Source organism: Marinomonas rhodophyticola, assembly GCF_026113935.1.
Classification (GTDB): Bacteria; Pseudomonadota; Gammaproteobacteria; order Pseudomonadales; family Marinomonadaceae; genus Marinomonas; species Marinomonas rhodophyticola.
This window is the reverse complement of record NZ_JAPEUL010000009.1, coordinates 815,577-841,172: the sequence shown is the minus strand read 5'-3', so window position 1 is coordinate 841,172 and position 25,596 is coordinate 815,577. Positions and strand designations below refer to the sequence as shown.

The window sequence follows — 25,596 nt, the reverse complement described above, 5'->3', positions numbered from 1 at the left end:
TTTATTCTGCAAACAACTAACGCGTCGTAAACTTCACACGCCCGCCGCCCATTTGGTTTAGGTCGTGCAATCGACAGTCTTTGCCTTGGTAGGCGATTTGTGCGAGTAGTAATTCAGCGGTGGCTAAGGCATCGGTAAGCGCATCATGACCTTGATATTCAGGCAAGCCGTAACGTTCACGGCAGGCGCCGAGGCGAAAGCCACCATCTTGTATCGGTTGCTGGGATCTGTGTGCCTTTGCCCTTTCTATGGCTAAAGTGTCTAGCCAGCTCACTGAAAATGCTGGTAAGGCTTCGGTTTGCCATGCGTGCTTTAAAAAGCCCAGTTCCATAGGGGCGTGGTGCATAACCAAAACGCGCTCGCGCAGTAGATGCCTTAGATAACGCAGCACACTTTCTTGGCGTTTCCCCTGTTGCTGCACGTCCGAATCGGTGATCATATGAATGCCAACGCTGTCACCAATTGGCGCGCTATCCAACACAATATGTCGCGCCGTATCTAATTCGATTACCCCCTTATAGATGCACACCCAGCCAAAGCTAACAATATGATCGTTTTTTGGATCCAAGCCAGAGGTTTCAATATCCAACACTAAATAATTCCACTCAGTCCAAGCACGCTGCATCGCTTGACGCGATATGTGCCACGCTTTTACTTTTTGTAGGCAGCGTAATAGCATCTAACTGTAGCCTCTTAGAAAGCGTTGTTGAGCCACATCTTGCACATCACTGATGATACCGAATGTGGTTTTCAGGTGCTTACGCTCCAAGGAGCTGAGATTTTTCGGATCCAAATAAGCGCTGGCTTTACCGGTCGATTGCCAGTGTTGGCTTTGTACCTCCAAGCGCAAACCGTTTAGTTTATCCCACGCGTCGATCAAATTACGGGCCGTATCGGTGCTGATCAATTTTTCTCGAATCGCCTGTTCGATACGATCTAATGTCGCCGCTCGGTATGTTTGACAAGATAAACCATACAAACGAGCTAAATCATTAATCAGTGCTAAACCTTGGTGTTTCAGATCCAATTGATGCTTGTGTTCACCAGACGATTCCAGCAAAAAATGTCGGAAAAAACCTAATGGAGGCTTAGTCGCCAACGCGGTGCGTGTTAGGGTCGCCAGGAAAACACTATTTTTCTGAATGTCCCGTTGCATCGATGCGATAAGCGCGTCAACAGGCGCTTCACTTCCATAGACACAACGAATATCAAAAAAGATGCTGGCATGAAGCAAAGCACTTGGGGCACCACTTTTAATCCAAGCCGAAAACACCTGCCGCCAACCAGCTTCTGTCTTGCGCCACTCAGGGTTACTGGCCATGATATTGCCGGACACAAGCGAATGCCACACAAGGCAAGCCCTTGGCAGATAAACTCCGCTAAATCAGCAAAGTACTGACTTTCTGCTGCCGTTGGTTCACGCTCTAACATTAAGCCATTATCTTGATCGCTCCCCAATGACTGGTCACGGCGTGCTTGTGAACCAAAGACTAAAAACTGGAACGCCATGGGCGCCGGACCAAATTTTTCCAGCGCCAGTTCAATCACTCGACGCGTCAAGTTATCACTGACCGTCGCTATGACCTTCCCTACGTCGGCCGGTTTCATATCGGTCACAATCAGGTTAATGATCAAGGTCGGCCATTGTTTGCAAACATTGGCAAGGCTGTCTAAAGCATGTTGACGATGAATTTGGTTAATCAATAGCAATGGACTGAGCCTCTTGATGCCGCAGTAAGTCTGCCGCGGTGAGCATTCCCACCGCTCTTTGTTGTTCATCGACAATGGGCAGGTGATGTATATTACTCTCACTCATCAGAGTCTGCGCCTGCATCACTAAAGCATCTGGCGTCAAACTAACGGGATTTAGGGTCATAATATCTCTGACCAAGGTATCTGAAGAGCCGCCTAATGCCAAAATACGTGAACGCAAATCTCGATCTGTCACTATGCCCAGCAAGCGTTCCTCTTCAACCACTAAAATCGAACTAACCCGAGCGTCGGTCATACGCATGGCAATGGTTTGCACCGTCTCTTCTGGCGTAGCTAAAATCAGCTGGCGGGTCATAATGTGGGTAACTGGGGTAGATAACTGTAATGCGGGCGACGCCAGTTCGTTACGTTGACTGCGGGAAAGTTTGCGTAGCCGGTTATGCCGCGTGTGCTCAAAAAAAGCCCAAAGGCGTCACTCTTCTCCAGCGTCTCCATAAAGTGCGCTTTGTCGAAACGATAAACGAGGCTATCTTCCATGGCGACCACTTGTAAACCATCAGGGTTTTGTGCCATCACACTGGACACACCAAAGCATTCACCATCGGCTATTTGATCCACCAACCCGCCTTTTGGGGTACGGATTTCACACGCGCCACGACGAATCAAATGCACGGTTGCCGCATCACCTTTTAAGGTAAGCGTCTGCCCCTGACGCACATATAACATTGTCACCCCCGTCAGTAAGTGCTTACGTTCGAGCAAGGTTAGACTTGAGAAAGGTGGTATGGATTCGATAAATTTATGTACTTCAGGGATGTCTATAGCAGCCATTTTATTATTCTCGTTTTATCGACATATAAAAGAGTGTGCGCTTTTATCATAGACAACAAAACCCTTCTTAGACCAATGTCTAGAAAGACGAATAAGAACTTGCCCTAGGCAAGCAATGAATGAAGGTGGACGATTATGAGCTAACCAAGTATCACACTGTTGCGGCCATGTGATTTGGCCAAATATAACGCGTTGTCTGCTCTCGATAATAATGCATCCATGGTGTCTTTGTCTTGATAACTCGCGATGCCAATACTGACACTGGTTAAGACAGTTTTATCGTCCGCCTTAAAAGAATAGGCATTCACTTTGGCACGCAGAGACTCCATTAGAATAGAGGCGTCCTTGATGTTATGGCAGGGTAAAATCACTAAAAATTCTTCGCCTCCCCAACGCCCAATAATACCATGACCATCCACCGATTTTTCCATTAGCTTACCTAGAGCGATCAGCACATCATCCCCTACTTGATGGCCAAATTCGTCGTTAACCTTTTTAAAATAATCAATATCAATCATCGCCACCGTCAGATTCTCAATGCACACACCTTGTTGCGATTCGTCTTCCAGCTGGTCATCAAAGGCTTGAGATAAACGCTTCATCATCATTCGTCGATTCGGCAATTCAGTTAGCGGGTCAATCAGTGAGGTTTTTTCTAATTCAATATTAAGCTGTCTTAAACTGCGTTGATAACGATCCGATATTCGGGTCATTTTTTCCAATTGACGTAAGTGTTTATCAAAACGCTCACTGAGACTTCTTTCCCGTTGAATCATCATATCTTGATACGAATCAGACAACCGAGTTAAACGCTCCATACGATCCCATTGGTCTTGATTGATTTCCCATAACTGTTTTAACGCTTTACTAGCAGGGTGATCCTGATATTCAGGCACAGATAAGATGCCATGAATGGTTTTTTCAAGCTCAGTGAAATCGGTTTTCATTTATTTGCCTATGATATTAAAAGGAAAAGTACAGTCTTCTTTGAACTCTTCAGCCAACTCAGCAACACGTTCGTTTTCTGCATCAAAATACCAATTAACCGCCACTTGACGACCTTCCTGAAAGGCCTCTTCCATTTCATCAAATATATCCATCATCACTTTAATACTGCTTGTGTTGAGATAGAGTAAGGTCAACTCTAGAGTCAACGGTGCAGAGGTTTCTTTTAAATAGCTCATCACCCAAGCCATCATAGAGCTGTATAGCTCATAAGAATTCTCTGGGTAAGAGTCTCCTTCCATGTAAAGTATGCCGTTTTGCCAATCGCCTTTTATGCTTGGAGAAGACACGGTTCCTTCTATAACTAAATCATTCATTGTGATTGTCTCAAATTTGTATACTTAGACTAAAATACGCTGTTTCATCGTCTATATTTTTCAGTGATGCTTCCATAGGCTTTGATGATTTTCGCGCCATATCAATCAACCCCAATCCAGCGCCAGTCACAGCCGCTTCATCGCGAGGCTGACGAAGCTGGGTCTTATAAGCCGCTTTCAACTCTGACTTATCCATTTTAGCAAGAGATTCAATTCGTTCCACTAATGCGTAACCATCCTGTGCACGAACAATGTTTCCAGCAGCAACTCGGTAACATCCCTCATAATGACTGACAATCACCGTCGCGGTATCCGCGCCAGGTAATTGCGATGACACTGCATAATGACGAATATTCTGCGTCAGCTCGATATACGCTGCAAACACATCTAATGCAGACGCTGGCGACAATTGCTCAGACTTCAAGTAATTCTTTAGCGCATTGCCTATTTCTTCTATCAAACTTCGAGAAATGGGTCCATTGAAACACAATAAAATATTGTCTTTTTCGAAACGCTCTCTTAACCCGTATAAATCCGGCGAACTCATTTCACCTCCCCTTATAAGTGCGTATTGTTAACGTCAAATCGAAATAACAACAACGTGATATCGTCTCGTTGTGGCTGCCCTCCCATGTATTGGTCTAGAGCAGACTCAAAAGACTCAGCTTGTTCTTTTAACGACAAAGCCGCATTATCTTTAATCAAGGTTTCAAAGCGTTGATTACCAAAACCAAAATTTTTCTCTCCGCCTGATTGATCCAAAAAACCATCTGTTGCCATATAGTAAGTCCAACCAGACATTGGCAAATCAGTGTTATCGTATTCACCTAGACGACGATCTCCAAGAGCACGGCGGCCAGCATGATACTTCACAAAGTCCTCACCGTTACTGCCATACAAAGCAATTTTAGCGCCTGAAAAACGCATTAGGTTACCGCTTTTAGGAACAAAGACCAAACCAACATCGGCATTAGTCGCCACTTTGTTGGCACTGACCTCTTCATTCAACATGGAGCGCAAGGTTTCATCAATAAGCTTCAGTAAAGCGGCGGGGTCTGAAATTCCTATTCGGACAATAGAGTAATCTATCGCGGCTCTGACTAACATGGTCATCAAAGCGCCAGGGACACCATGACCCGCACAGTCCACTATGCCTAATAAAAACCCATCATCGGTAGAGTGAAAAACATAAAAATCACCGCCTACTACATCTCTAGGCCGCCAAATAACACTGTGATCATCCCCTAAGAAATGACGCATCTGACGGTCTGGCAAAATGGATTTCTGAATCAAGCTTGCATAGTCAATCGATGCACCGATTTTACGCTGGGCTTCCAGTATTTTTTCGTGGCTTTCTTCTAGCTTAGCGGTTCTTTCTTGGACGCGTTCTTCTAATTCCTTTGTGTGATTTCTAACTTGTTGAGCCATTTTATTAAAGGTTTGACTCAAATCACCTATTTCATCATTACCACCCACATGAAAAGACACGTCATAAGAGCCATTAGCAATGGTTTTTGCTGATTGTTGTAATTGACGAATAGGCATAATTAACAAACGCTCTACCGCAAAACCAAACACGATCAACAACAAGATTAACAGCAATACAAACACGCTCACCGCAGGTAACACGAGACTGGAATCAAAAATGCTCACATTCTCCAAATCCACATTGGTTACCACAAACCAATCCAGTAATGGAAAATACACAAAAGACATGAGTTGCTTATGCCCATCTTGCTGCACTCTCACTGTCACCACATTGCCATCGATATTACGTGCGCTTGCTAAGGCCGCTTTCACCCTATGTTGGGATGGCACATCATCTAACAGGCCATAAACAGAGCCTTCCATAGATCGATCTCTGCGCACGTTATAAGAAGTGAGCTTTTCATTAGGATGAATTTCGATATCACCATTAGCGTTGATGATAAAAGGCGTTACACCTTGTGCTTGGTTTTCCAAAAATTGTGCGACAAAAAGGTCCAGTGAGAATCCTGTTCCTGCCAAGCCAATAAATTGCTCTTGCTCACGAACAGGAACGTTGATCCACACTTTCATAACCTTTAATACTTCATCGTAGTTCACATTAATATCAAAAGGTGCCTTGGCTTGGCGCGCAGAAAAATACCAAGTGTCTGCCGTCTTTTGAGCATTTAGTCTATACGTTGGCGTAAGAGATAAGCGGTTATCTTGATCGGCAAAGTAGTATTGCTCTGTCGCATCATTCACGATAAACATGGCATGATTTTGAAACGCATCTAGATAGCCTTGAGTCTCTTCCAACCAAGCATTTGCCAATACTGGATCATCAGGGCGCTTCAACCACGCCTTTACCACCATTGAATTGGCAAAGCGTTCTGCTAATGCCACTTCTCTTGATACAGGCGTCAATATTCGCTGGTAGTTTAATTGCGTAAAACTGTTGGCATAATTTGCTGCCGACAACTCTTGCCCTTTTTGCACAAAAGACCAACCAATAACCGTAATTATTAATAATGCAAAAAGACACGTACTCGCCAAAGCAAACAACGACTTACCACGCAATCCCCAACGGGCCATTCCAAAACATCCTTCATTTACTAAATAAAAATACTCCCAACATTAACCTGATCTCGACAAAAAAGGCGTAATATTTTGTAAATCGACACTAGGTTTTATCGTGCATTCAAAACACATGCTCTATTCATCACTTTCAACATGATGAAAAATATCTTTCAAAATCAATAATCTAAAAATTAAGAACAAAATTACCTGCACAAACACTTGACGACATAGAAATGTTATCGGTAACATCGTATCTTAGTTACCGGTAACATATACCGCAAAATCAGGCACTTTCCTACAAACGGTTCATAGAAAAAAAACAATAGGAAGCAACACCATGAATAAATTCAGCACCACCTTACTAACAGCGACTATGGCTGGCATCCTTTCTACCTCAGCGATTGCAGCGGATTACAAGTTTAAATTTCAGTCCTCTGACCCAGCGGGTGATAAAAATTTCCAAGTTCAAAAAGAATGGACACAACGTGTCGAGGAGATGACAGGGGGACGTGTACAAATTGATTTACTTCCAGTAGGCAGTATTTTTAAGCACACAGAAACCTTAGACGGTATTAAAATGGGCATTTTAGATGGCCATATTACGGCTACTGAATTCTTCTCTGGTAAAGATCCAGCCTTTGGCCTAATTGGTAACACAGTGGGCGCATGGTCAAACACCCAGCAACTACTTCAGTACGTTAACTACGGTGGTGGTTACGAGCTAATGAATGAACTTTATGCGCCTTATGGTGTGAAATTCATCGGTGGCTCTACAACTGGAGTTGAATCTTTAGTGTCTCGTGTTCCGCTAGACAGTGTCGCGGACTTAAAAGGCCTAAAACTGCGTGCGCCTGAAGGACTTGTTCAACGTGTATTCGCTGCTGCGGGTGCCGCTCCAGTAAACCTGCCAGGTTCTGAAGTATTCACAGGCCTAAGCAAAGGCGTTATCGACGCCGCTGACTACACGGTTTTCTCAACCAATCAAAAAGCGGGCATGAACGACATTGCAACACACCCTGTTCAGCCTGGTTTCCACTCTTTACCATTGATCGATATATCAATGAATAAGAAAAAGTGGGACGCATTACCAGCCGATATTCAAGCAATCTTAACGGTTTCAGTACGTGACTTCTCCGAAGACATGACAACGCAATTACGTATTGCTGACCAAGCCGCGGTAAAAGCAGCCAAAGCGGACCCAAACATCACTATCCATGATTGGTCTGCTGAAGAACGTAAGAAGTTCCGTGAAATTGCTCGCACTCAATGGGCTGAATTCGCCAAAGGTTCGGCTAACGCACAAAAAGTGTATGACTCAATTACCAAATACCTAGAAGAAAACGATCTCCTCTAATCTGAGACAAACCTTTTAAACCTGCAAACAGGCGTCCTGCAATGACACATTGCATCGGCGCCTGATTTTCATTGGATTATGATCATGAAAAACGAAATTCATCCAGAGACGCCTGATAGTTCAGAGCGCCCTAGAAATGCGTTAGATAAGGTGATTTATACTTTTGGCAACACCATCAGTCTATTGTTTCTTTTTACCGTAGCCATTTCTTTTTATGAAGTATTGATGCGCTATGTGTTTAATGCTCCCACCATGTGGGTACATGAAACAGCTTCTTTTCTTGGCGGTATGTTATTTATTTATGGCGGTATTTACGCCCTATCTATTAATAAACATGTTCGCGTCGTACTCATATACGACCTCGTTTCTGATACAACACGCCGTTGGCTGAATGTTTTTCATCACATTATGGGGCTATTATTTTCTGGTCTGCTTAGTTGGGCGGCCTATCAAATGGTACAAGACTCTTGGTTTACACCATTAGGAGATTTGCGTTTAGAAACGTCTGGGTCAGCTTGGGATCCGATGTTCCCTGCCTTGGTAAAAGGTATGGTGTTTGCCACTTTGTGCATCATGTTTGTGCAGTTTTCCTTGCACTTAATACAAGAATTAAATGGCTTAAGGAAACGTAAAGATGTTTGATTTGTCCGCGATTGGAATAGGCTACGGCAGCCTACTCATGCTTGGTTCGATGATTTTATTGTTGCTAACTGGCATGCAATTGGCCTTTGTTACCGCTTTGGTTGCCCTTATTTTTGCGATTGGTTGGTTTGGTGTTGGCGCCTTACCTTTGATCACCAGCCGTCTATACAGTTTTGTTGGTGACTATGTTTTCCTTGCCGTGCCCATGTTTGTATTAATGGCCGCGTTATTAGACCGATCAGGCATTGCTCGCGACTTATTCGACGCCATGAAAGTGTTTGGTCGTAAACTCCGCGGTGGCGTAGCAATACAAACTTTATTGGTTGCCGTTGTTTTGGCGTCAATGTCTGGCGTGATTGGTGGTGAAACCGTCCTGCTAGGTATTTTGGCGTTACCGCAGATGCTACGCCTTGGTTATAACCGTAAATTGGCAATTGGTACGACCTGCGCCGGTGGCGCACTGGGCACCATGTTACCGCCTAGTATCGTTTTGATTATTTACGGTTTGACAGCCAGCGTTTCCATTGGCGATTTGTTTAAAGCCGCCTTTTTGCCTGCTTTTATTCTAGCATTTGCCTACATGGCTTATGTACTGATCTTGTGTCGTATTCATCCAGAATACGCACCACTTCCTAGTGCAGAAGAACTCGCAGCAGACGAAGATATTAATTATTTCAAAGCGCTACTGTTTCCATTGCTTACCGTGATGATGGTATTGGGCAGTATTTATACAGGTATCGCATCGGTCACTGAAGCCTCTGCCCTGGGCGTTGTTGGTATCCTCATTAGCGCGGCGATTCGCGGCGAATTGAATTTTGCCATGCTAAAAGACAGCGCCAAAGCGACCATGAGTACTTGCGGCATGATCATCTGGATCGGTATTGGTGCCACGGCGCTGGTTGGTGTTTATAACCTCATGGGCGGTATCGATTTCGTTGAAGAAATCATCCTGTCATTAAGTGGTGGCAGCGTCATGGGCACTGTCATGATCATGATGCTGATCTTGTTTGTTCTAGGTATGTTCCTAGATTGGGTCGGTGTTGCACTATTAACCATGCCGATCTTTGTCCCAATCATCACCGGACTTGGCTTAGACCCTATTTGGTTTGGTGTGGTGTTCTGTTTGAACATGCAGGTATCTTTCCTATCACCACCTTTTGGTCCTGCAGCGTTTTATCTTAAGTCTGTGGCACCAAAAGATATTAGTCTTGGCGAAATTTTCAGCTCCCTGCTGCCGTTTATTGGCCTGCAAGTTTTTGTACTCGCCTTGGTCATATTCTTCCCTGAGCTGGCCCTTTGGTGGAAATAACCCATTGCGACCATGCCGTTCAATACGGCTTTTTGAACGACACAACCTTGCTGGTAACAGCAAGGTGATGAGGAAACCAGAAAATGACAAAAAGAATTGTAGTGCTAGGCGTATCAGGCTCAGGAAAATCTTTGATAGGCAAAAGCATCGCTGACAAACTTGGCTATCCATTTTTTGATGGCGACGACTTTCACAGCCAAGCCAATGTAGACAAAATGCGCCAAGGCACGCCGCTCACTGATGAAGATCGCAAGGATTGGTTGGCAACACTCAACACCATCTTGATCGACAACCCTACAGCGGTAATCGCCTGCTCTGGATTAAAACCAGAATATCGCGCCATGCTGCGAAATGGCTTAGACGACGTCACCATGATCTACCTAAAAGGTGATATAGATACCATTTGGCAACGCCATCAAAAACGTGATGGTCACTATTTTAATGGCCGCAACATGCTTGAAAGCCAGTTCGCCACCCTGATCGAGCCAACTGAAGACGAAGCCTTCGTAATCGACATTTCTCAAGAAGCAGACGTGGTGTTAAATGAAGCGCTAACACTTTTGGCGAAAAAATAAGAGATCCCTTAAAACAAGAGGCACAATCATATGTTGTGCTTCTTTTCATAAAATAAGTAAACACTTACTCTCGATATGAATCTTATTTTTATTAAAAAAACAACTCAATAACGGCTATTTTTTGTTTCTAGCCATGAATGGCTTATGATAATGTTACGTGTAACAAAACATGGATACGTCACTGGTATGAAAATCTCAAATACAAAAAATAAGCGCCCTACTTTACAAGACGTGGCTGATTTGGTTGGTGTCACTAAGATGACCGTGAGTCGTTTTCTTAGAAACCCAGAGCAAGTCTCTGTACCATTACAAACCAAAATAGCGGAAGCATTAGAAGACTTAGGCTACATACCAAACCGAGGCTCCTGATATTTTATCCAAATCAAAAAGTCACGCGATTGGTGTGTTACTGCCCTCTTTGACAAACCAGGTTTTCGCTGAAGTTATCCGTGGAATTGAATCGATACTTGAACCTGCTGGCTATCAGACGATGTTGGCTCACTATGGTTATAGCAAAGAAGCAGAGGAATCCCGTATCGCTACCCTGCTCTCCTATGGTGTCGATGGCCTGATTATTTCTGAAAGTTACCATACTGAACGTGTTAGAAAAATGCTTTCTGTCGCTGGTATTCCAGTGATTGAAATCATGGATTCGGTTTCCCCTCCTATAGAACAAGCCATCGGCATAGATAATCAAGCCGCCGCTTACGCTATGACGGAGTTCATGATTCAAAAAGGACGACAAAAAATTGTTTATTTTGCGGCCCGCATGGACCAACGCACCTTATTTAAAATTAAAGGCTATGAAACCGCCATGCACGACAACGGCTTAGTGCCTTTGTGCTTAAAAACCAACAGCGCTTCCTCCTTCACATTAGGGGCGAAGTTTTTAAAAGATGCCCTACAGCAACAACCTGATACTGATGGTATTTTTTGTACCAATGACGATTTGGCTATCGGCGCACTCTATGCTTGTCAAAAAGCGGGAATTAACGTGCCACAAGACATTGGCATCGCAGGCTTTCATGGTCATGATATTTCCCGTGCTATGGTACCTTTACTCGCGACCGTTATCACACCCCGCGAAGAAATGGGACGCCTTGCCGCCGAGCACTTACTGTCGCGCTTACAAGGAAACCCCGTTTCACAACGCATTATTGATTTGCCCTTCCAAATAGAAGCCGGCGAGAGCATATGATGCCATGTTCATTGCTAGGCTACAGCATATGTTTAAACACAGATCTAACAGTGAAAACGAGCCTCCCAGACTGGCGCGAAAAACACTTCAAATATAATTGATAAGTGTTATCATTATTGTGTTTTTTCTTCATACTCAAAGGCTATCTCATGAAGCGTTTTTTCGCTATTACCCTCTCTACCCTTATACTGTGTCTCTCTTTCTCTGTCCCCGCCTTTGCTTCTACACAAAACGGTATTCACAATAGTGTAGAAGACAGTAAGGGCACATTTAGCCTAGATTACATTCCAAAACGCATTGTCGTATTAGAGCTTTCCTTTGTAGACGCATTGGCGGCTGTTGGTGTCAGTCCTGTGGGCATTGCCGACGACAAAGATCCTGAGCGTATTTTAAAAGAAATTCGTGATGTAATTGGCGATTGGACATCCGTCGGTACACGCTCTCAGCCCAGCCTTGAAACCATCGCATCGCTTAAACCGGACCTCATCATTGCAGACATTTCTCGCCATGAAGGGGTGTATGCGGATCTGCAGAAAATAGCACCGACCTTAATTTTGCCGTCACGTCGAGCTAACTATGAAGAGAACCTTCACGCCACCGCTATCATCGGCAAAGCCATTGGCAAAGACAACGAAATGCAAGCGCGCTTAAAGCTGCATGCTCAAAGAATGGCCGATTTTGCAAAACAATTACCAGAAGGAAAAGAAGTGCAATTTGGAGTAGCGCGTGATGACGCACTGTTTTTGCATACCGCCGATTCTTACGCTGGCGGTGTGATTCGAGCCTTAGGCTTAAAAAATGCCAACACAGGCAGAAGCGACGACGCTTATCGCCAAACCAGCCTAGAGCAATTCCTTGCAGTAAATCCTGACTACTTTATCGTCGGCAATTATGTCACTCCAAGCATCATCGATAAATGGAAAAATGAACCACTGTGGTCTGTGTTAAAAGCGACCAAAAACAAGCATATTTATTCTGTTAACCCTAATACTTGGTCTCGTTGTCGCGGCATTATTTCAGCCGAAACCATGGGGCAAGATCTTATTAAGGTCTTTAACACGAATAAATGATCTCAATACGCCTGCCTTTTGTCGGCCAATGCCTAGCATTGTTGCTGCTTTTATTAATTTGTTCATGGATCAGCTTATTTAGCTGGTCGGTAATAACTATTACGCCGATGGATGCTCTGCACGCTTTATACGATATGAACGCAGAAAGCATCGCTCAGCATATCGTCCACGATTTAAGACTGCCCAGAGTCCTTATCGGTATTATGGTGGGAGCCAATCTCGCAGCAGCGGGCGTGATTATGCAAGGTTTAACACAAAACCCTCTCGCCTCTCCTTCTGTTTTGGGCATCAATGCTGGCGCAGCACTGGGCATGGCAACGGTTTCTACCATTGCTCCTTGGTTTGGTTTACTCGGCACGTCAGCCGCTGCCATCATTGGCGGAGGTATTGCATGGGCTTTTGTTATGCTACTGGGTAGCGCGTGGCGTGGTGGCAATGAACATGGCCGATTGGTGCTAGCAGGTGTCGCTATCTCCGCATTGTGTGCGGCTTTAACCAAAGCGGTGATAATTATCGCAGAGGACCAAGCCGCTGGGGTGCTGACTTGGCTTGCAGGTAGCTTGACCGATGCCCGATGGCACACCTTTGACGCCTTATGGCCTGTCTGTATTATCGGATTATTAGGCGCTCTTTTTATTGCCCCTCGCTCAATCTATTACAGCTTGGCGACGATAATGCTCGCAACCTTGGCGTATCGCTTATGTGGGTGAAATTGGGCAGTAGCTTTCTGGTCTTGCTGCTAGTGGGCAGCGCCATCAGCAGCGTAGGCGCCATTGGCTTTGTTGGGCTACTTATTCCTCATATGGCTAGAATGCTGGCGGGGCAAGACCATCGCAAATTTTTGCCCATTGCCATGATACTCGGTGCTTGCCTAGTGGTTTTATCGGATACCGTCAGTCGTGCCATTATTTATCCCGCAGAAACGCCCGCTGGGGCAATTTTGGCGCTCATCGGCGCACCGTTTTTCATCTATCTCGTCCGCAAGAGGACCTTATGATAGGCTCGCGCTCACTGCCACTATTGTTGCTTATCTTGTTAGGCTTGCTGCTCGCAAACCTAATGTTTGGTGCGGTATCACTTCCCTTTAAACATATTATAGAAGGATTTCAAGTCGGTAACGCGAACTACTTTACCGTTCATGAATACCGTTTTCCTCGTACTATTTTGGCTATGTTAGTGGGCGCCATGATGGCCCTTGCTGGCGCCTTGGTTCAAGGGGTGATTCGTAATCCCTTGGCATCACCGGATGTGCTTGGTGTCAGTCATGGGGCGGGGCTAGCCGCTGTCTTTTATATGACGTTTTTTCCCAGTGCAGATATCGGTTGGTTGCCTGCTGTCGCGTTAATCGGCAGCTTGATTGCCGCGCTGATGCTCTGGTGGCTATGCGGTCGACACAGTAGCACGATTAAACTGGCCATCACCGGTGTCGCATTAGCCGCGCTCTACGCCAGCTGTGTCGATTTTTTGATGCTGGTTAAACCCTTAGAAATAAACAACGCATTATTATGGCTGACTGGGAGTTTATGGGGACGCGGTTGGAATCAACTTGCTATGTTATTGCCTTGGCTACTGCTTATTCCTTGTGCGCTTTGGCTCGCTAAGCCACTCAATCTTATTCATCTTGGCGACGACAGCGCTATTAGTCTTGGCGTTAAAGCAAGCACGTTGCGCTTAGTCTCGCTAGCTATTGCCGTTGGACTCACTGCCTCATGTGTCGCGATTTGTGGTCCAATCGGCTTCCTAGGCTTAGTAGCCCCTCATTTAACTCGTAAACTGGTTGGTGGACGCCATCAATTGCTCTTACCTTCCACCATGTTGGTTGGCGCCATTTTGCTGCTGCTGGCCGATCTCGCGGCTCGTACCATTGATCCACCGATTGAATTACCCGCTGGTATTATGACCGCCATTATCGGCGCACCGTATTTTCTTTGGTTACTCTTTAGGACAAAATAATTGATGTCTATTAGCACTCACAATTTATCCATTGGCTACCATGATAAAGCCATCGTAAAGCAGGTTAATTTGAGTATTCCTGAAGGGAAAATCATCGCTCTGCTTGGTCCAAATGGCTGCGGGAAATCCACCTTGCTAAAAGCCATGGCGCGCATTCTTTCCCCGATGGAAGGGTACGTTCAGTGGCAGGGGAAAAATCTTCATAGCATAGCGTCCAAAAAATTGGCTCAGCAATTGGCATTATTGCCGCAAACTCAACCTATTCCGGAAGGGATAAAAGTAAAAGATTTGGTCGCCTATGGGCGTAGTCCATATACCGGTTTTTGGGGACGACTTAACAAGCAAGATCAGCTAATAATAGATAGCGTCATGCATGAAACAGGCATTACCGAGCTTGCAGATCAATTGGTCAGCGAACTCTCTGGTGGTCAGCGCCAACGCGTTTGGTTAGCGATGACGTTGGCTCAGGATACGCCCTACTTACTGCTCGATGAGCCCACCACATACATGGATTTAAGTCATCAAGTCGAATTGATGCACTTATTGCGTAAGCTCAATAGGCAGGGCAAAACCATCATTACTGTACTGCATGATATTAACCAAGCCGCTCGATACTGTGACCACCTCATCGTGATGAAACAAGGCAGCATCATCACCCAAGGCTCACCTGAATCGGTTCTCACACAAACACTGCTGAAAGACGTTTTTTCATTGAATGCCCAAATCCATCAAGACCCAATTGCCAAAACGCCTATGTGTGTCGTGGAGTAATTCACCAGCCTAATTGACAAGCGATGTCGATTCTTTGGGCCGCTATTTAATGCAGTAATGCAAAGGCTTCATCTTGGCCAATGACGGTAGCGTATTCGCCATGCAAATTTGCCAATGACATAGCATGAACCTCATCGGCACTACGGAATTGACCAAAAAAGTCATCTTTTTCAAAAGCAAAACAGGCACTACCAACCACATACGTCTTAAAACCTAAATTGCCAGCACTTCGCACGGTCGATTCCACTGAATTATTCGTACTAACACCGACTACCACCAAAGCTTGCGCTTCTTGCTCGCGTAGCCACATATTCAAATCAGAATAGGTAAAAGCATCGGGGACCGATTTATCAATGACTTTTTCATAGGCTAACGGCTGAAAAGCATCCTGAAACAAGACTCCTTCTTGCTCAGGCCAAAACAACGACTCAGGTTCTGTAGATAAATGTCGAACATGGACAATCGGTGCATGACTGGCGCGCCAGTGAGCAAGCAGTTCCGCTATTTGATGCTCAGCATCAGGGTTATTTCGCTCACCCGCTTGTGGCCAAGACATGCCTTGCTGCATATCTATAATAATCAACACAATGGGGTTAGACATGGTTCAATCCTTGTAAAAACACGCTTATTTCACGTCTTTGCTTTCTTGTTGGTTGCTCTTTTCAATCTCTCGTTGTTCAAGTGCTAATAGTCGTTTTTGCTGATGACGCAATTTAAAAAAGAAAACCACTAAACTCATGAACAATAAGAACGTCAGGTTACCAAGAAAATTCACTCGGTATTCCAATGCGTTAACGTGAGCAATCTTAGTAGCAAGAGACTGGTAATCTCCCAAAGAGGCAGTGGATAACTGCAAAACGGCCACGCTGCGCTCTAATTCAACAACGGTTTTTGCGAGTTTTTTCTCATCCTCTGCTGACATTTGCTCAGCCATCGAAAACGAGGCCAAAAAGCTAAGAAACACACACAGCACTAATCGATACAACATAACACCTCCTCAGTATCACCCATACAAATTTCAATCATCAACAAACCATTTGATATACGCACTTTATCTGCTTTTTTAGTCTAATGCTGCCCACTGTCATAAATAAAATATCTATTTCCAACCAAGCAAATGACAAAACAAAATAAATCCTTGAACTACACTTTTACCTTATCTAAATAAAAAATCCCACCCACGAGATATAAGGATGTTTGTCATGATAGTAAACTTTACAACTGCGACCAGACTTTGGTTATTTGCCGTTATCGCTATCCTAGGTTCAGCCTTAATTGGAATAAGCGGTGTATTCACTATTTCTTCCAGCGGTCAAACGACTCACAATAATCTCGAAACCATCCAACGACAAAGCAACACCCTTCTCGCCATTGAAAACGCAAAAATGAATTTACTCCTGCAAGTAAAAGCCTTTAAGGACACTTTAATCCGAGGCAATGACCCTCAAAGCTATGAAAAATACAAAGCGGAATTCAAACAGCATCGAGCTGACGTTATTCATGACTTTGTCGTCGCCAAAACGCTTATGCAAACACTAAATGTCAATACCAGAAATCTAGATGAATTAGCGGTATTGCACACACAACTCAGTGACCAGTATCAAATAGCATTAGACACCTTTGATCCCAAAGACAGTGCCGCAGGACAAAAAATAGATAAAATGGTTAAAGGCATAGATCGTCCAGCCTTAGCCGCCATGGATACGCTCGTCGAAACCTCAGAAAAACAATACAGCACCTTGATTACAGAACAATTAAGCTTTCTGGATGAGACCAGCCATACGGCTTTAAACCGATCTATCCTCATCTGCTCTGTCATTGTATTGCTGATTGTTATTTTAGCACTTTGGATCAATCGTCATGTCATGAGCCAGCTTGGCGGCGATCCTGCCTATGCGGCAAACATTGTCAAAAGTATTTCAGAGGGAAACTTAACCACAGCTATACAGCTAAAATCCGACGATCAGACCAGCTTGCTCGCCCAGATGTATAAAATGCAGGTCGCACTTCGACAAGTCATAGAGCAAATTCGCGATGCCAGCCACTCCCTAGTGACGTCTTCTCAACAATTGGCTGCCTCATCGCATCAAGTCGCAGTCAGTAGTACTCAACAAAGCGATACCTCAACCACTATTTCAGCCTCTGTAGAAGAACTAACCTATGGCATTAGCCAAGTATCAGGTAGTGCAGATGAGGCTCATCAGCTCTCCAGTAATGCTCGTGATGCCTCCTCTAATGGCGCAAAACAGCTGCAACAAAACATTATCGATATCAAAAAAATTGCCAAATCAATTCAAGAAGCAACTCAATCTATTCATAAATTAGGGTCTCAATCTGAAAAAATATACAGCGTGATTGGCGTCATCCAAGAAATTGCAGACCAAACCAATTTATTGGCACTCAATGCCGCAATAGAAGCCGCCAGAGCGGGAGAGACTGGAAGAGGGTTCGCTGTGGTGGCCGATGAAGTTCGCACTCTTGCTGAAAAAACAGGCCAATCAACCGCAGAAATATCCAATACCATCAACACGATTCAAAGAGACACTAAGCTAGCGATAGCCGTAATGGAAAGCAGTGCCAGTCAAATGCAGCCCGTTATAGACGGTGTTGACGCAACAGGCGTTGCTATGCGTGAAATAGAAGACAGCACCAGACAAGTCCTAACCTCACTGGATCAGATTACACTGATTCTAGCCGAGCAAAGTAAGGCGAGTAATGATGTCGCACAAAGCGTCGAAGAGAGCGCTCAACTCAACAGGTCGAACAGCGAGGCCGTTCATGAAGTGTCTAACGCCGCCCATCATCTCAAAGACATCGCTCAAAGCTTAATAATAAGCGTGCAACGGTTTTCGATTTAATTCACAGCTTATCAGACAGCGAGTCATCTATCATCCGTAGGCTAGCTGACTCCAGAAGCTCCAAGTTTTACACTAGAGGCTCGTACACTAATACACTGGAAGTTTTCACACTTTAAAAATTGAAATACTGCGATTCAAAGAGTCCGCCTGAGCGGCAATCGCTTGGCTTGCTTTCGAATTTAGGGCCACAGACTCAGTGGTATCTTCCGTAATTTCACGAATAGTATCGACGTTTTTACTAATTTCGTTGGCGGCAATGGTCTGCTGTTCAATGGCTGTTGATACCGCCCCTGCCATGGTCGAGATTTCCTCTACATCCAACACGATCTGATCAAGCACCACGCCTGTAATGGCGGCTTCATCACGGCTTAAGACACCATCTTGGCGGCAATCTTCCATTAACACGACAATGCTTTTTGTGCGCTCTTGCAAAGTAAGAATGATATCAGAAATTTCTTCTGTTGCAGAATGTGTGCGGCTGGCTAACGCACGTACCTCATCAGCGACCACCGCAAAGCCACGCCCCTGTTCACCGGCTCTCGCCGCTTCGATTGCCGCATTTAATGCCAACAAATTAGTCTGCTCAGCAATGCCCTGAATCACATTTAATACCGTGCCAATGCTCTCACTTTCTTTAGCTAATTCGCTGACCGTTTCAACAGAACCTTCTAATCGTTCCGAAAGCTGGCGTATACGACCAATGGCTGAGCCTCACTTTCAACTGACCTTCACGAGCGTTTTCTTGAGTGGATAAGGCTTTCGACGCGGCCATTTCCATATTTCGAGATATATCCTCCACAGTGCCGACCATTTCCGTGACCGACACAGCAACCATATCAGTTTCCGCTCTTTGTTTCTGGGCATCGTCCGACGTACGCGCGGCATTTTTTGACAACTCAATAGTAGTCGTATTCATATTTTTAACCGTTTGATCGGCGTTTGCTATAACACGACTAAAGTCCACCAGCATTTCATTAATACTAGCCGCAACAAAACCAATCTCATCTTTTGCAGGCAGATCAACACGCAGACGCAGATTATGCGTAGTTTGAATGTCTCGCATCGTCGTTTGAATTGTATTCAAGGCTGAACTGATCGTACGATTTATTATCCAAGCCACAAACACCCCAAGCACAATAATAACACCGCACAGAATGGTCGTGATCATCATAGCAAAAGAGGCTTTTGCCTGAATAACTGCGTTTAATTGTGACTCTAAACTATCGAGCGCAGTCTCCGTTCTATGAATAGACTCGCGCATCGCTAATAGCTTACCTTCTTGGCTATTCAAACCTAATGCTTTTTTCCCATCTGCGTATTGATTAAAACTCTGACTATATTGTTCAGCAAGGGAAACCAGTAACGACACTTTGTCCTCAGGCAATGAAGCTGTTTGCACGTTACTTTCTAATCGGTCTAAGGTTTGATTAAAAGAAGCTATGTACTTAGGATCTTGGCGCAACATAAAATCCTTTTCATGGCGACGCAGCTGTAACATGGTTACTAATAACGCATCCTGGTTTAGCGCAGACAATTCACTTTCTATATTGTGTACCGCTCTGCGTAATTGTCCTTGCAAGCCTGTCTCTGGTGTTAAGCCTAGCGTTTCAGAAGCCGTCACGACCGACGTAAAACTCGTTTGATATTCTTTAAAATACACCATGAGTTCCTTTAAACTATTTGTCTCGATGGAAAACTCATTCATCATACTTTCAAGTAAGGACTGATCTTCAAGAAGAGACGTCATAGTCTCGTTGAATTTTGTCTCGTAGGAAAGATCAAGACGGGCAAGGAAATCTTTTTCATTACGACGCAACGTCAACATATCCACTTTCTGCTGCAAGACTAAGCTCTTGGCATATGTTAGTTTTTCAAGATTGCTCTGGGTGTTGTAAAAAAGTCCTAACATGGCAACCAGTGCAACAATCAGCAAGGCCGTATTCAAAATTAATTTGTGTTTAATCAGCACAAGAGGTTCCTATCATTTAAATAATCATTCCTTCTCATATAAAATTTCATCCGTAGTCGTACCATGATAATCAAAATAAAACAGAAGATCCTGTTCACACACAATTCCCTAAAAAACATCACAGCTTGTAACAATGCTTTGCGAAACTTATTACAAAACACATTCTTCGATCAAAACCGAGCAAACGACGTTTTCATAAAATCTAACAGCAAGCGAAGTTTTTTAGACTCTGCGGTTCCTGGTGGAAAAACCGCATAGACATCAATTCCCGTACATTTATAATCGGGCAAAATTCGCTCTAAACTGCCATTAGCGATACGCGGTAGCGCGTCGTACATGGGAATGCGCCCTATGCCATTACCGCCTTCCAAAAAGATGGTTCTCGCTGCCGCATTGTTCGTGCTGACGGCACCATGGACAGACAAGCTGAACGATTTATTCCCTTGGCTAAGGTGTACTGTATTCGCCGCTGGTGTATAAACCACCCAATCATGGTCATAAAGCTCTTCAGGCTGTATTGGACGACCACGACGTCGAAAATACTCTGGCGAACCACACAGACAAGTTTCAAAAGTTTTTAATTTGCTGGCTTGCAGCCCCGAGTCTAGTAACGGTGCACCGCGAATTGCCAGATCGACACCATCTTTAATGATATTGACCACTTCATCACTTAAGGAAACATTCAATTCGATTAAAGGGTAAAGCCTTCGAAATTTATTCAGCGCTGGCACAATCACCTGCAATCCTAAATTAACCGGACAAGTAATTTTCAATTTGCCTTCGGACCTCTTGTTTGGCTTTCTCTATCTGTAAATTCGCTTCATGGGCCTGAAACGCAATCGCACGGCAACGCTGATAATAAGCCTCGCCCGTTTCAGTCAATGATAAAGAGCGAGTGGTACGATTCAGCAGTTTGACACCCAGTTGTTCTTCTAATTTTTTCAGGTGATAGCTCACCACACCTCGGGAAATCCCCATAAACTTGGCCGCCGCGGTTAAACTGCCTTGCTCCACCACTTGGGCAAACACCACCATGCTTTTTAACTGTTCAAAGGACACATCCATAGTAATGCCTCTTATTTGTCACTAAGGAATACGTTTAATTGTATCAATTATTAAACCAATTAAGTCAAAAATCCTCCCATTATATCCATTAGATAAATTAGATAGACTAATCGCAAGTTAATTAATCAACCACTGACGCATTCAGGAGGTAAATATGAGTACGAAGAAAATTCTAGTCGTTCTAACATCACATTCAGATTTGGGTGATACAGGTCACAAGACAGGCTTTTGGGTAGAAGAGTTTGCCGCTCCTTATTATGCGTTTCTTGATGCTGGCGCAGAAGTCACGGTTGCTACGCCAAAAGGCGGCCAAGCACCTATTGACCCAAACAGCACAGCGCCAGATGCGCAAACCAAAGCAACGGAACGCTTTTACAAAGACCAGGCCGCGCAAGACGTGATCGCTAACACGGTAAAACTTAGCGATATGAAACAAGAAGACTTCGATGCCATCTTCTATCCAGGCGGCCATGGCCCACTTTGGGATTTGACTGAAAACGAAGAATCCATTGCCTTGATCGAAAGCTTCATCGCAGCGAACAAGCCAATCTCTTCTGTGTGTCACGCACCAAGCGCTTTCTTAAACATCAAAGACGCTGACGGCGAGTACTTCATCAAGGGTAAAACCGTGACAGGTTTTACTAACAGCGAAGAAGCGGCTGTGCAATTAACAGAGGTTGTGCCTTTCTTGTTAGAAGATGAAATGAAGAAACGTGGCGCGGATTACAAAAACACAGCAGATTGGACACCTTTCGCGGTCCAAGATGGCTTGATGATCACAGGTCAAAATCCTGCAAGTTCTGAACTAGTCGCTGAGAAACTATTGGCTCAACTGGCTAAATAAACCTCCTTAGTCAATTAAGATAAGCGATAAAAAGCCCGCCTCAAGGAAACTTAAGGCGGGCTTTATTCTTATAAGGCGTAATCGAAGACGATAATGTCTTCTAAAATCGGCACAAGCTGTGCTTTTAAAGCGTCGTGATCTGGATGCGGGATATAATGATCCAGAGCCGCATCATCAACAAAGGTCATAAATACGCAGTGGGAGTAGTCTTTATTAAGCCCCTCTTTACTCATGTTTACGCCCCATTCAACCGCTTCAATACCGGCAATCTTGCTTTTAATCGAATCAAAATGATTGAAACACCTTGAGATGGCTTCTGCGGTCGCATCTGCCTTGAACTTTATAAACAGTACATGACGAATCATGAGAACTCCTGATGAAATAAGATGATTTCGCAAAATCATACTCCGCCTTTGTCGCTAAAAATATGCCATATGCGAAACAATCCTTAAAAGGTCAATTTTGTTCAATACGCAAGACTTCTAAAAAAACGATAGTAAACACCTGTTTATTATCTTTTTAGGAACACCTAATGACTCTTTCACTTCTTGCTTCCATGTCTTTATTTGCTTTAGCAGCGTCTTTATCACCTGGACCGGTTAACCTGCTTTCACTGAGCAGCAGTGCTCGTTACGGCATCAAAACTGGGCTTGTTTTTGTCACAGGGGCGACACTCGGTTTTATTGTGCTGTTTTTGCTGATTGGCTTTGGTCTGCATTATCTAATTGACCAATTAAGTTGGATTACCAAAGTACTGCAATGGCTAGGTATTGCCTTTCTGGTGTATCTCAGTTTTCAACTCTTCACCGATCACGGTGAACTCAATTCAGACAAACACAACAAAATCCCCAACTTTATGACAGGTGCCATTATGCAATGGCTCAATCCAAAAGCTTGGCTGGCATCACTGTCTGGCATTGCCGCGTATATTCCCAACGCCGAAACAACGCAAGTGATGATTTTTGCGAGCTTATATCTACCTATCTGTTGGCTGTCTTTAGGCGTTTGGGTGTGGGTAGGAAAAATACTCGGGCAGTATTTCCAAAGCCCAGCCAAGATGCGCTTGCTAAATAAAACCTTAGCAATATTACTGGCAGGAAGTTGTGCGCTAATACTGATCTAAGAGGTAATAGCTCTAAGAAGAAAGCGAACGACGATATTGATCAGGGGTAGCGGCTACTCGCTGTTTAAACACACGCTGAAAATGGGCTTGATCGCTAAAGCCAATAGCCTGAGCCACGTCTGCGATGGCTTGCCCTTGCTTCAACGCTTGCTGACCAAGTTGAATACGACGATTCAAACGATAAGCATGAGGCGTCATATTAAAATGACGCTTAAATGCACGCACCAAGTAGCCAGTGCTGAAACCAAATTCGGCACTTATCTGCTCAATAGAGGTATCTTGTAGACAGTGTTGATGCAAATAATGTGCGACTTGATACAAGTTATTGGCCGGCAAAGTGGTAGCCGATTCGCTATTGTCAGATGCTAACTGAGTAAATACATCCACCAGCACGGCTTCCAACCTTTGCCTCTTTTCAGCAGAGGCAAGATCCGTTGCCATTAAACATTCACACACTGCCACAAAACTTTGATATATCTGAGCGGATAACAAGGTATCGGCGACGCTATTCTGCCAACATTGCGTTTTCCTGATACCATGAAAAAATAACAAAGAAGCCAACCAGTTTTTATCAAGATGCATCATGTAATAGGCCCAAGGGGAATCTTGGCGAGGATTACACGCATGCACCACATCTGGATTCATCATCACCAAAGCACCACGCTCAACGCTGTACAATCGATCTGCACACAGAAATTCACTTTGACCTTTCAGAATAGCACCAATAGACCATTCTTGGTGGGAATGCGGTGCGTAGCTCACTTTTCGGCCATCTAATACTTGGCGAAGCTCCACAAAAGGCAAAGCTGGATCTCGCCAGAAAAGCGGATGTGTAGAAGGCGTCATTTCGTCATCCTATCAATATAAAATTACGGCACACAGCTTAGGCGAAATTGATCATCTAACATTTTGGGCAAAACCAAAGTGCTGAACGCTAAGCGCTGAGATTGCTGACACATACTGTTACGCTCTGACTCATCGTCCACATAAATTCTACGATATTCAGCGTTTAAAACTGGCTTCCCAGCTTGAATAAAGCCCAAGTAAGAACGACACTCAGAATATTCAAAACATTGCTCTGTCACGGCAAAATCAAAGTCACTACTCAAGGTTCGGGCCTGGTCTGGATTGTTCTTCAAACCAATCCCTAAGCCTAATTGATGGGCTTGCGTCGCCAAAAATCGATTATAATCCAGCTGATCATTAGCTCGAAAAGAAAAACCTGTATTAGTGCGGTAACTGTCCACGTTGTCGGGCACCACACCATCACACCCTTTTTCAGTAGCCAAACGAAGCCGGCGAACCATCACATCACGCACTTGACTGGAGCGAATATCTAACCAGCGCTCATCGTCCCAACCTTTCAAAGTTTTGCCTAAGTCTTGCGCGGAAAAATCTGCGGCATCCGGTCGCCAATCTTCGTATGAGTCCGCGGAAAAATAACAAATGACTTTTTTACCGGATGCTTGTAGACGTTGAATCAGTTCAACAGACGAATCAAATAAATCGATGTCATATAAATCCACATCGTAATCTTCATTAACGACACCATCTAATTGCCATTGCCAAGTTACACCAACAGGCGGACGATACCAATCATCAGCGGCGTACACAGTCGAAAAAAAGACGAAAAAAGCAAACACATTACAATGAATGGAAAAAGTAAAACACGCATAGTGGACTCCATTTGTCAGAAAAAGCTTACTAAAAAGCCCACGACACGGTTGCCGTAGTCCTACTCTACCTTGTTATGCAAAGAAAGGCTTACAATCTAAGAAAACATTCCATTTGCTCTTGCTTACAAGGCAAGCACCGTTAATCAATTAACTGGTGAGCGAGTGCATATTTCACCAAACCAGCGGACGTGTGAATATTCAGTTTGTTTTTAAGATTTTGCCGATGGGTTTCAACGGTCCTCACACTGATGTTTAACGATAAGGCAATTTCTTTATTAGACAAACCCATCGCAAGTGCTTTTAAAACTGCCATTTCCCGTTTACTCAATTCTTCACAAGATAAGTTAGGAACTACCTGAGAAAAAAGAGAATCAGACGCACCAGAACTAAAATACGTTCCTCCCTGATACACAGTATTAATCGCTTGTACTAGCTCTTCCGAAGACACATCTTTTAACACATACCCATTCGCACCAGACTGAATTAAAGACAAAATATATTCTTTATCATTGTGCATACTGAGCATCAGTATTTTGACATGGGGTTGTTCTGCTTTAAAACGCTTAGTGGCCTCTAAACCATTTAAAACAGGCATAGAAACATCCATTAAAACCAAATCTGGCTCTGTGTCTTTGGCTTTTTCAAGCGCTTCCAAACCATTTGACGCCGTCGCAATGATGTCAATATTGCCTTCTAACTCCAAACGCGCTTGAAGACCATCCAACACCAACATATGATCATCTACCAACAGCACTCGAATCTTTTTTATCATTATTATC

General features: G+C 44.2%; 30 protein-coding genes and 2 pseudogenes. 13 read left to right on the top strand and 19 right to left on the bottom strand.

What is annotated here, in order from left to right:
* Positions 1 to 16 precede the first annotated feature (16 nt).
* The 9 genes and pseudogenes from ONZ52_RS18795 to siaA all read right to left on the bottom strand — a co-directional run bounded on the left by ONZ52_RS18795 (position 17) and on the right by siaA (position 6,425).
* Positions 17 to 679, bottom strand: a complete 663-nt coding sequence (locus tag ONZ52_RS18795) for a 3'-5' exonuclease (protein ID WP_265220189.1) — start codon at positions 677 to 679, stop codon at positions 17 to 19.
* Positions 680 to 1,099 carry a putative nucleotidyltransferase substrate binding domain-containing protein gene (locus ONZ52_RS18790; RefSeq protein WP_265220326.1) on the bottom strand — a complete coding sequence of 140 codons (420 nt, stop codon included), beginning with the start codon at positions 1,097 to 1,099 and terminating at the stop codon, positions 680 to 682.
* Between the two features lie 201 nt (positions 1,100 to 1,300).
* Positions 1,301 to 1,608, bottom strand: a pseudogene (locus tag ONZ52_RS18785) (DUF294 nucleotidyltransferase-like domain-containing protein); the annotation flags it as partial.
* A gap of 88 nt (positions 1,609 to 1,696) precedes the next feature.
* Positions 1,697 to 2,068, bottom strand: coding sequence for a CBS domain-containing protein (locus ONZ52_RS18780; protein ID WP_265220188.1), 372 nt, complete (start codon positions 2,066 to 2,068; stop codon positions 1,697 to 1,699).
* On the bottom strand, positions 2,065 to 2,544 hold the full coding sequence (locus ONZ52_RS18775; protein ID WP_265220187.1) for a cyclic nucleotide-binding domain-containing protein: 480 nt from the start codon (positions 2,542 to 2,544) through the stop codon (positions 2,065 to 2,067). The genes ONZ52_RS18780 and ONZ52_RS18775 overlap by 4 nt, the downstream gene beginning before the upstream one ends.
* 140 nt (positions 2,545 to 2,684) lie before the next feature.
* A complete protein-coding gene (locus ONZ52_RS18770) occupies positions 2,685 to 3,491 on the bottom strand; it encodes a GGDEF domain-containing protein (protein WP_265220186.1) in 807 nt (268 codons plus the stop codon).
* Positions 3,492 to 3,866, bottom strand: a complete 375-nt coding sequence (gene siaC / locus ONZ52_RS18765; protein WP_265220185.1) for a biofilm regulation phosphoprotein SiaC — start codon at positions 3,864 to 3,866, stop codon at positions 3,492 to 3,494. It lies immediately after the preceding gene.
* Between the two features lie 10 nt (positions 3,867 to 3,876).
* Positions 3,877 to 4,413, bottom strand: a complete 537-nt coding sequence (siaB, locus tag ONZ52_RS18760) for a biofilm regulation protein kinase SiaB (RefSeq protein ID WP_265220184.1) — start codon at positions 4,411 to 4,413, stop codon at positions 3,877 to 3,879.
* A gap of 11 nt (positions 4,414 to 4,424) precedes the next feature.
* Entirely contained in the window at positions 4,425 to 6,425 is a 2,001-nt protein-coding gene (gene siaA, locus ONZ52_RS18755; protein ID WP_265220183.1) for a biofilm regulation protein phosphatase SiaA, read from the bottom strand.
* Between the two features lie 322 nt (positions 6,426 to 6,747).
* Between siaA and ONZ52_RS18750 the strand changes: the two genes are divergently transcribed.
* From ONZ52_RS18750 to fecE, 10 genes and pseudogenes are all read left to right on the top strand, one after another.
* Positions 6,748 to 7,764, top strand: a complete 1,017-nt coding sequence (locus ONZ52_RS18750; RefSeq protein WP_265220182.1) for a TRAP transporter substrate-binding protein — start codon at positions 6,748 to 6,750, stop codon at positions 7,762 to 7,764.
* Positions 7,765 to 7,848: 84 nt separating this feature from the next.
* Positions 7,849 to 8,406, top strand: coding sequence for a TRAP transporter small permease subunit (locus ONZ52_RS18745; protein WP_265220181.1), 558 nt, complete (start codon positions 7,849 to 7,851; stop codon positions 8,404 to 8,406).
* On the top strand, positions 8,399 to 9,715 hold the full coding sequence (locus ONZ52_RS18740; protein WP_265220180.1) for a TRAP transporter large permease: 1,317 nt from the start codon (positions 8,399 to 8,401) through the stop codon (positions 9,713 to 9,715). The genes ONZ52_RS18745 and ONZ52_RS18740 overlap by 8 nt, the downstream gene beginning before the upstream one ends.
* 83 nt (positions 9,716 to 9,798) lie before the next feature.
* Complete coding sequence (locus tag ONZ52_RS18735; protein WP_265220179.1) at positions 9,799 to 10,290, top strand: gluconokinase; 492 nt, start codon at positions 9,799 to 9,801, stop codon at positions 10,288 to 10,290.
* A 186-nt stretch (positions 10,291 to 10,476) separates the two neighbouring features.
* A complete protein-coding gene (locus tag ONZ52_RS25090) occupies positions 10,477 to 10,659 on the top strand; it encodes a LacI family DNA-binding transcriptional regulator (RefSeq protein WP_346433249.1) in 183 nt (60 codons plus the stop codon).
* A gap of 49 nt (positions 10,660 to 10,708) precedes the next feature.
* Positions 10,709 to 11,488, top strand: a complete 780-nt coding sequence (locus tag ONZ52_RS18730) for a substrate-binding domain-containing protein (RefSeq protein ID WP_346433248.1) — start codon at positions 10,709 to 10,711, stop codon at positions 11,486 to 11,488.
* Positions 11,489 to 11,637: 149 nt separating this feature from the next.
* Positions 11,638 to 12,558 carry a Fe(3+) dicitrate ABC transporter substrate-binding protein gene (locus tag ONZ52_RS18725; RefSeq protein ID WP_265220178.1) on the top strand — a complete coding sequence of 307 codons (921 nt, stop codon included), beginning with the start codon at positions 11,638 to 11,640 and terminating at the stop codon, positions 12,556 to 12,558.
* A pseudogene (locus ONZ52_RS18720) lies at positions 12,555 to 13,555 on the top strand (iron chelate uptake ABC transporter family permease subunit). The gene ONZ52_RS18725 and the pseudogene ONZ52_RS18720 overlap by 4 nt, the downstream one beginning before the upstream one ends.
* On the top strand, positions 13,552 to 14,511 hold the full coding sequence (fecD, locus tag ONZ52_RS18710; protein WP_265220175.1) for a Fe(3+) dicitrate ABC transporter permease subunit FecD: 960 nt from the start codon (positions 13,552 to 13,554) through the stop codon (positions 14,509 to 14,511). Before ONZ52_RS18720 ends, fecD begins: the two are co-directional and overlap by 4 nt.
* Positions 14,512 to 14,514: 3 nt before the next feature.
* Positions 14,515 to 15,282, top strand: a complete 768-nt coding sequence (gene fecE / locus ONZ52_RS18705) for a Fe(3+) dicitrate ABC transporter ATP-binding protein FecE (protein WP_265220174.1) — start codon at positions 14,515 to 14,517, stop codon at positions 15,280 to 15,282.
* A gap of 46 nt (positions 15,283 to 15,328) precedes the next feature.
* On the opposite strand, the gene ONZ52_RS18700 is transcribed toward fecE, so the two are convergent.
* Positions 15,329 to 15,883: a cysteine hydrolase family protein gene (locus tag ONZ52_RS18700; RefSeq protein WP_265220173.1), complete on the bottom strand. Its 555-nt coding sequence runs from the start codon at positions 15,881 to 15,883 to the stop codon at positions 15,329 to 15,331.
* 24 nt (positions 15,884 to 15,907) lie between these two features.
* Positions 15,908 to 16,270 (bottom strand): hypothetical protein, encoded by a 363-nt coding sequence (locus ONZ52_RS18695; RefSeq protein ID WP_265220172.1) that lies wholly within the window; start codon positions 16,268 to 16,270, stop codon positions 15,908 to 15,910.
* 214 nt (positions 16,271 to 16,484) lie between these two features.
* On the opposite strand from ONZ52_RS18695, the gene ONZ52_RS18690 reads away from it, so the two are divergent.
* Positions 16,485 to 18,140, top strand: a complete 1,656-nt coding sequence (locus tag ONZ52_RS18690) for a methyl-accepting chemotaxis protein (protein ID WP_265220171.1) — start codon at positions 16,485 to 16,487, stop codon at positions 18,138 to 18,140.
* A gap of 105 nt (positions 18,141 to 18,245) precedes the next feature.
* Here ONZ52_RS18690 and ONZ52_RS18685 read toward each other — a convergent pair whose 3' ends face one another.
* The 4 genes from ONZ52_RS18685 to ONZ52_RS18670 form a co-directional block, all read right to left on the bottom strand.
* A complete protein-coding gene (locus tag ONZ52_RS18685; protein ID WP_321160378.1) occupies positions 18,246 to 18,761 on the bottom strand; it encodes a methyl-accepting chemotaxis protein in 516 nt (171 codons plus the stop codon).
* Between the two features lie 34 nt (positions 18,762 to 18,795).
* The gene (locus ONZ52_RS18680; RefSeq protein WP_265220170.1) at positions 18,796 to 20,109 is read right to left on the bottom strand and encodes a HAMP domain-containing protein; all 1,314 of its coding nucleotides are present in this window, start codon (positions 20,107 to 20,109) and stop codon (positions 18,796 to 18,798) included.
* Between the two features lie 170 nt (positions 20,110 to 20,279).
* A complete protein-coding gene (locus ONZ52_RS18675) occupies positions 20,280 to 20,882 on the bottom strand; it encodes a substrate binding domain-containing protein (protein ID WP_265220169.1) in 603 nt (200 codons plus the stop codon).
* The gene (locus ONZ52_RS18670; RefSeq protein ID WP_265220168.1) at positions 20,860 to 21,174 is read right to left on the bottom strand and encodes a LysR family transcriptional regulator; all 315 of its coding nucleotides are present in this window, start codon (positions 21,172 to 21,174) and stop codon (positions 20,860 to 20,862) included. Before ONZ52_RS18670 ends, ONZ52_RS18675 begins: the two co-directional genes overlap by 23 nt.
* Before the next feature lie 154 nt (positions 21,175 to 21,328).
* On the opposite strand from ONZ52_RS18670, the gene ONZ52_RS18665 reads away from it, so the two are divergent.
* The gene (locus ONZ52_RS18665) at positions 21,329 to 22,018 is read left to right on the top strand and encodes a type 1 glutamine amidotransferase domain-containing protein (protein ID WP_265220167.1); all 690 of its coding nucleotides are present in this window, start codon (positions 21,329 to 21,331) and stop codon (positions 22,016 to 22,018) included.
* 68 nt (positions 22,019 to 22,086) lie between these two features.
* Here the strand turns inward: ONZ52_RS18665 and ONZ52_RS18660 are convergent, their stop codons facing one another.
* Positions 22,087 to 22,383 carry a Dabb family protein gene (locus tag ONZ52_RS18660; protein ID WP_265220166.1) on the bottom strand — a complete coding sequence of 99 codons (297 nt, stop codon included), beginning with the start codon at positions 22,381 to 22,383 and terminating at the stop codon, positions 22,087 to 22,089.
* Positions 22,384 to 22,550: 167 nt separating this feature from the next.
* Here ONZ52_RS18660 and ONZ52_RS18655 point away from each other — a divergent pair, with 167 nt between their 5' ends.
* Positions 22,551 to 23,141 (top strand): LysE family translocator, encoded by a 591-nt coding sequence (locus ONZ52_RS18655; protein ID WP_265220165.1) that lies wholly within the window; start codon positions 22,551 to 22,553, stop codon positions 23,139 to 23,141.
* Between the two features lie 12 nt (positions 23,142 to 23,153).
* Here the strand turns inward: ONZ52_RS18655 and ONZ52_RS18650 are convergent, their stop codons facing one another.
* From ONZ52_RS18650 to ONZ52_RS18640, 3 genes are all read right to left on the bottom strand, one after another.
* Positions 23,154 to 23,987, bottom strand: a complete 834-nt coding sequence (locus tag ONZ52_RS18650) for an AraC family transcriptional regulator (RefSeq protein WP_265220164.1) — start codon at positions 23,985 to 23,987, stop codon at positions 23,154 to 23,156.
* A 23-nt stretch (positions 23,988 to 24,010) separates the two neighbouring features.
* Positions 24,011 to 24,784 carry an endo alpha-1,4 polygalactosaminidase gene (locus ONZ52_RS18645; protein ID WP_265220163.1) on the bottom strand — a complete coding sequence of 258 codons (774 nt, stop codon included), beginning with the start codon at positions 24,782 to 24,784 and terminating at the stop codon, positions 24,011 to 24,013.
* A gap of 172 nt (positions 24,785 to 24,956) precedes the next feature.
* The gene (locus ONZ52_RS18640) at positions 24,957 to 25,589 is read right to left on the bottom strand and encodes a response regulator transcription factor (RefSeq protein WP_265220162.1); all 633 of its coding nucleotides are present in this window, start codon (positions 25,587 to 25,589) and stop codon (positions 24,957 to 24,959) included.
* Positions 25,590 to 25,596 lie beyond the last annotated feature (7 nt).

Bases quoted from the DNA above. Each gene is read 5' to 3' on its own strand.
- ONZ52_RS18740 (WP_265220180.1), top strand. From the start codon at position 8,399: ATGTTTGATTTGTCCGCGATTGGAATAGGCTACGGCAGCCTACTCATG.
- ONZ52_RS18695 (WP_265220172.1), bottom strand. From the start codon at position 16,270: ATGTTGTATCGATTAGTGCTGTGTGTGTTTCTTAGCTTTTTGGCCTCG.
- ONZ52_RS18795 (WP_265220189.1), bottom strand. From the start codon at position 679: ATGCTATTACGCTGCCTACAAAAAGTAAAAGCGTGGCACATATCGCGT.
- ONZ52_RS18700 (WP_265220173.1), bottom strand. From the start codon at position 15,883: ATGTCTAACCCCATTGTGTTGATTATTATAGATATGCAGCAAGGCATG.
- fecE (WP_265220174.1), top strand. From the start codon at position 14,515: ATGTCTATTAGCACTCACAATTTATCCATTGGCTACCATGATAAAGCC.
- fecD (WP_265220175.1), top strand. From the start codon at position 13,552: ATGATAGGCTCGCGCTCACTGCCACTATTGTTGCTTATCTTGTTAGGC.
- ONZ52_RS18780 (WP_265220188.1), bottom strand. From the start codon at position 2,068: ATGACCCGCCAGCTGATTTTAGCTACGCCAGAAGAGACGGTGCAAACC.
- ONZ52_RS18775 (WP_265220187.1), bottom strand. From the start codon at position 2,544: ATGGCTGCTATAGACATCCCTGAAGTACATAAATTTATCGAATCCATA.
- ONZ52_RS18750 (WP_265220182.1), top strand. From the start codon at position 6,748: ATGAATAAATTCAGCACCACCTTACTAACAGCGACTATGGCTGGCATC.
- siaB (WP_265220184.1), bottom strand. From the start codon at position 4,413: ATGAGTTCGCCGGATTTATACGGGTTAAGAGAGCGTTTCGAAAAAGAC.
- ONZ52_RS18640 (WP_265220162.1), bottom strand. From the start codon at position 25,589: ATGATAAAAAAGATTCGAGTGCTGTTGGTAGATGATCATATGTTGGTG.
- ONZ52_RS18655 (WP_265220165.1), top strand. From the start codon at position 22,551: ATGACTCTTTCACTTCTTGCTTCCATGTCTTTATTTGCTTTAGCAGCG.
- ONZ52_RS18670 (WP_265220168.1), bottom strand. From the start codon at position 21,174: ATGGATGTGTCCTTTGAACAGTTAAAAAGCATGGTGGTGTTTGCCCAA.
- siaA (WP_265220183.1), bottom strand. From the start codon at position 6,425: ATGGCCCGTTGGGGATTGCGTGGTAAGTCGTTGTTTGCTTTGGCGAGT.
- ONZ52_RS18735 (WP_265220179.1), top strand. From the start codon at position 9,799: ATGACAAAAAGAATTGTAGTGCTAGGCGTATCAGGCTCAGGAAAATCT.
- ONZ52_RS18660 (WP_265220166.1), bottom strand. From the start codon at position 22,383: ATGATTCGTCATGTACTGTTTATAAAGTTCAAGGCAGATGCGACCGCA.
- ONZ52_RS18745 (WP_265220181.1), top strand. From the start codon at position 7,849: ATGAAAAACGAAATTCATCCAGAGACGCCTGATAGTTCAGAGCGCCCT.
- siaC (WP_265220185.1), bottom strand. From the start codon at position 3,866: ATGAATGATTTAGTTATAGAAGGAACCGTGTCTTCTCCAAGCATAAAA.
- ONZ52_RS18665 (WP_265220167.1), top strand. From the start codon at position 21,329: ATGAGTACGAAGAAAATTCTAGTCGTTCTAACATCACATTCAGATTTG.
- ONZ52_RS18725 (WP_265220178.1), top strand. From the start codon at position 11,638: ATGAAGCGTTTTTTCGCTATTACCCTCTCTACCCTTATACTGTGTCTC.
- ONZ52_RS18770 (WP_265220186.1), bottom strand. From the start codon at position 3,491: ATGAAAACCGATTTCACTGAGCTTGAAAAAACCATTCATGGCATCTTA.
- ONZ52_RS25090 (WP_346433249.1), top strand. From the start codon at position 10,477: ATGAAAATCTCAAATACAAAAAATAAGCGCCCTACTTTACAAGACGTG.
- ONZ52_RS18650 (WP_265220164.1), bottom strand. From the start codon at position 23,987: ATGACGCCTTCTACACATCCGCTTTTCTGGCGAGATCCAGCTTTGCCT.
- ONZ52_RS18690 (WP_265220171.1), top strand. From the start codon at position 16,485: ATGATAGTAAACTTTACAACTGCGACCAGACTTTGGTTATTTGCCGTT.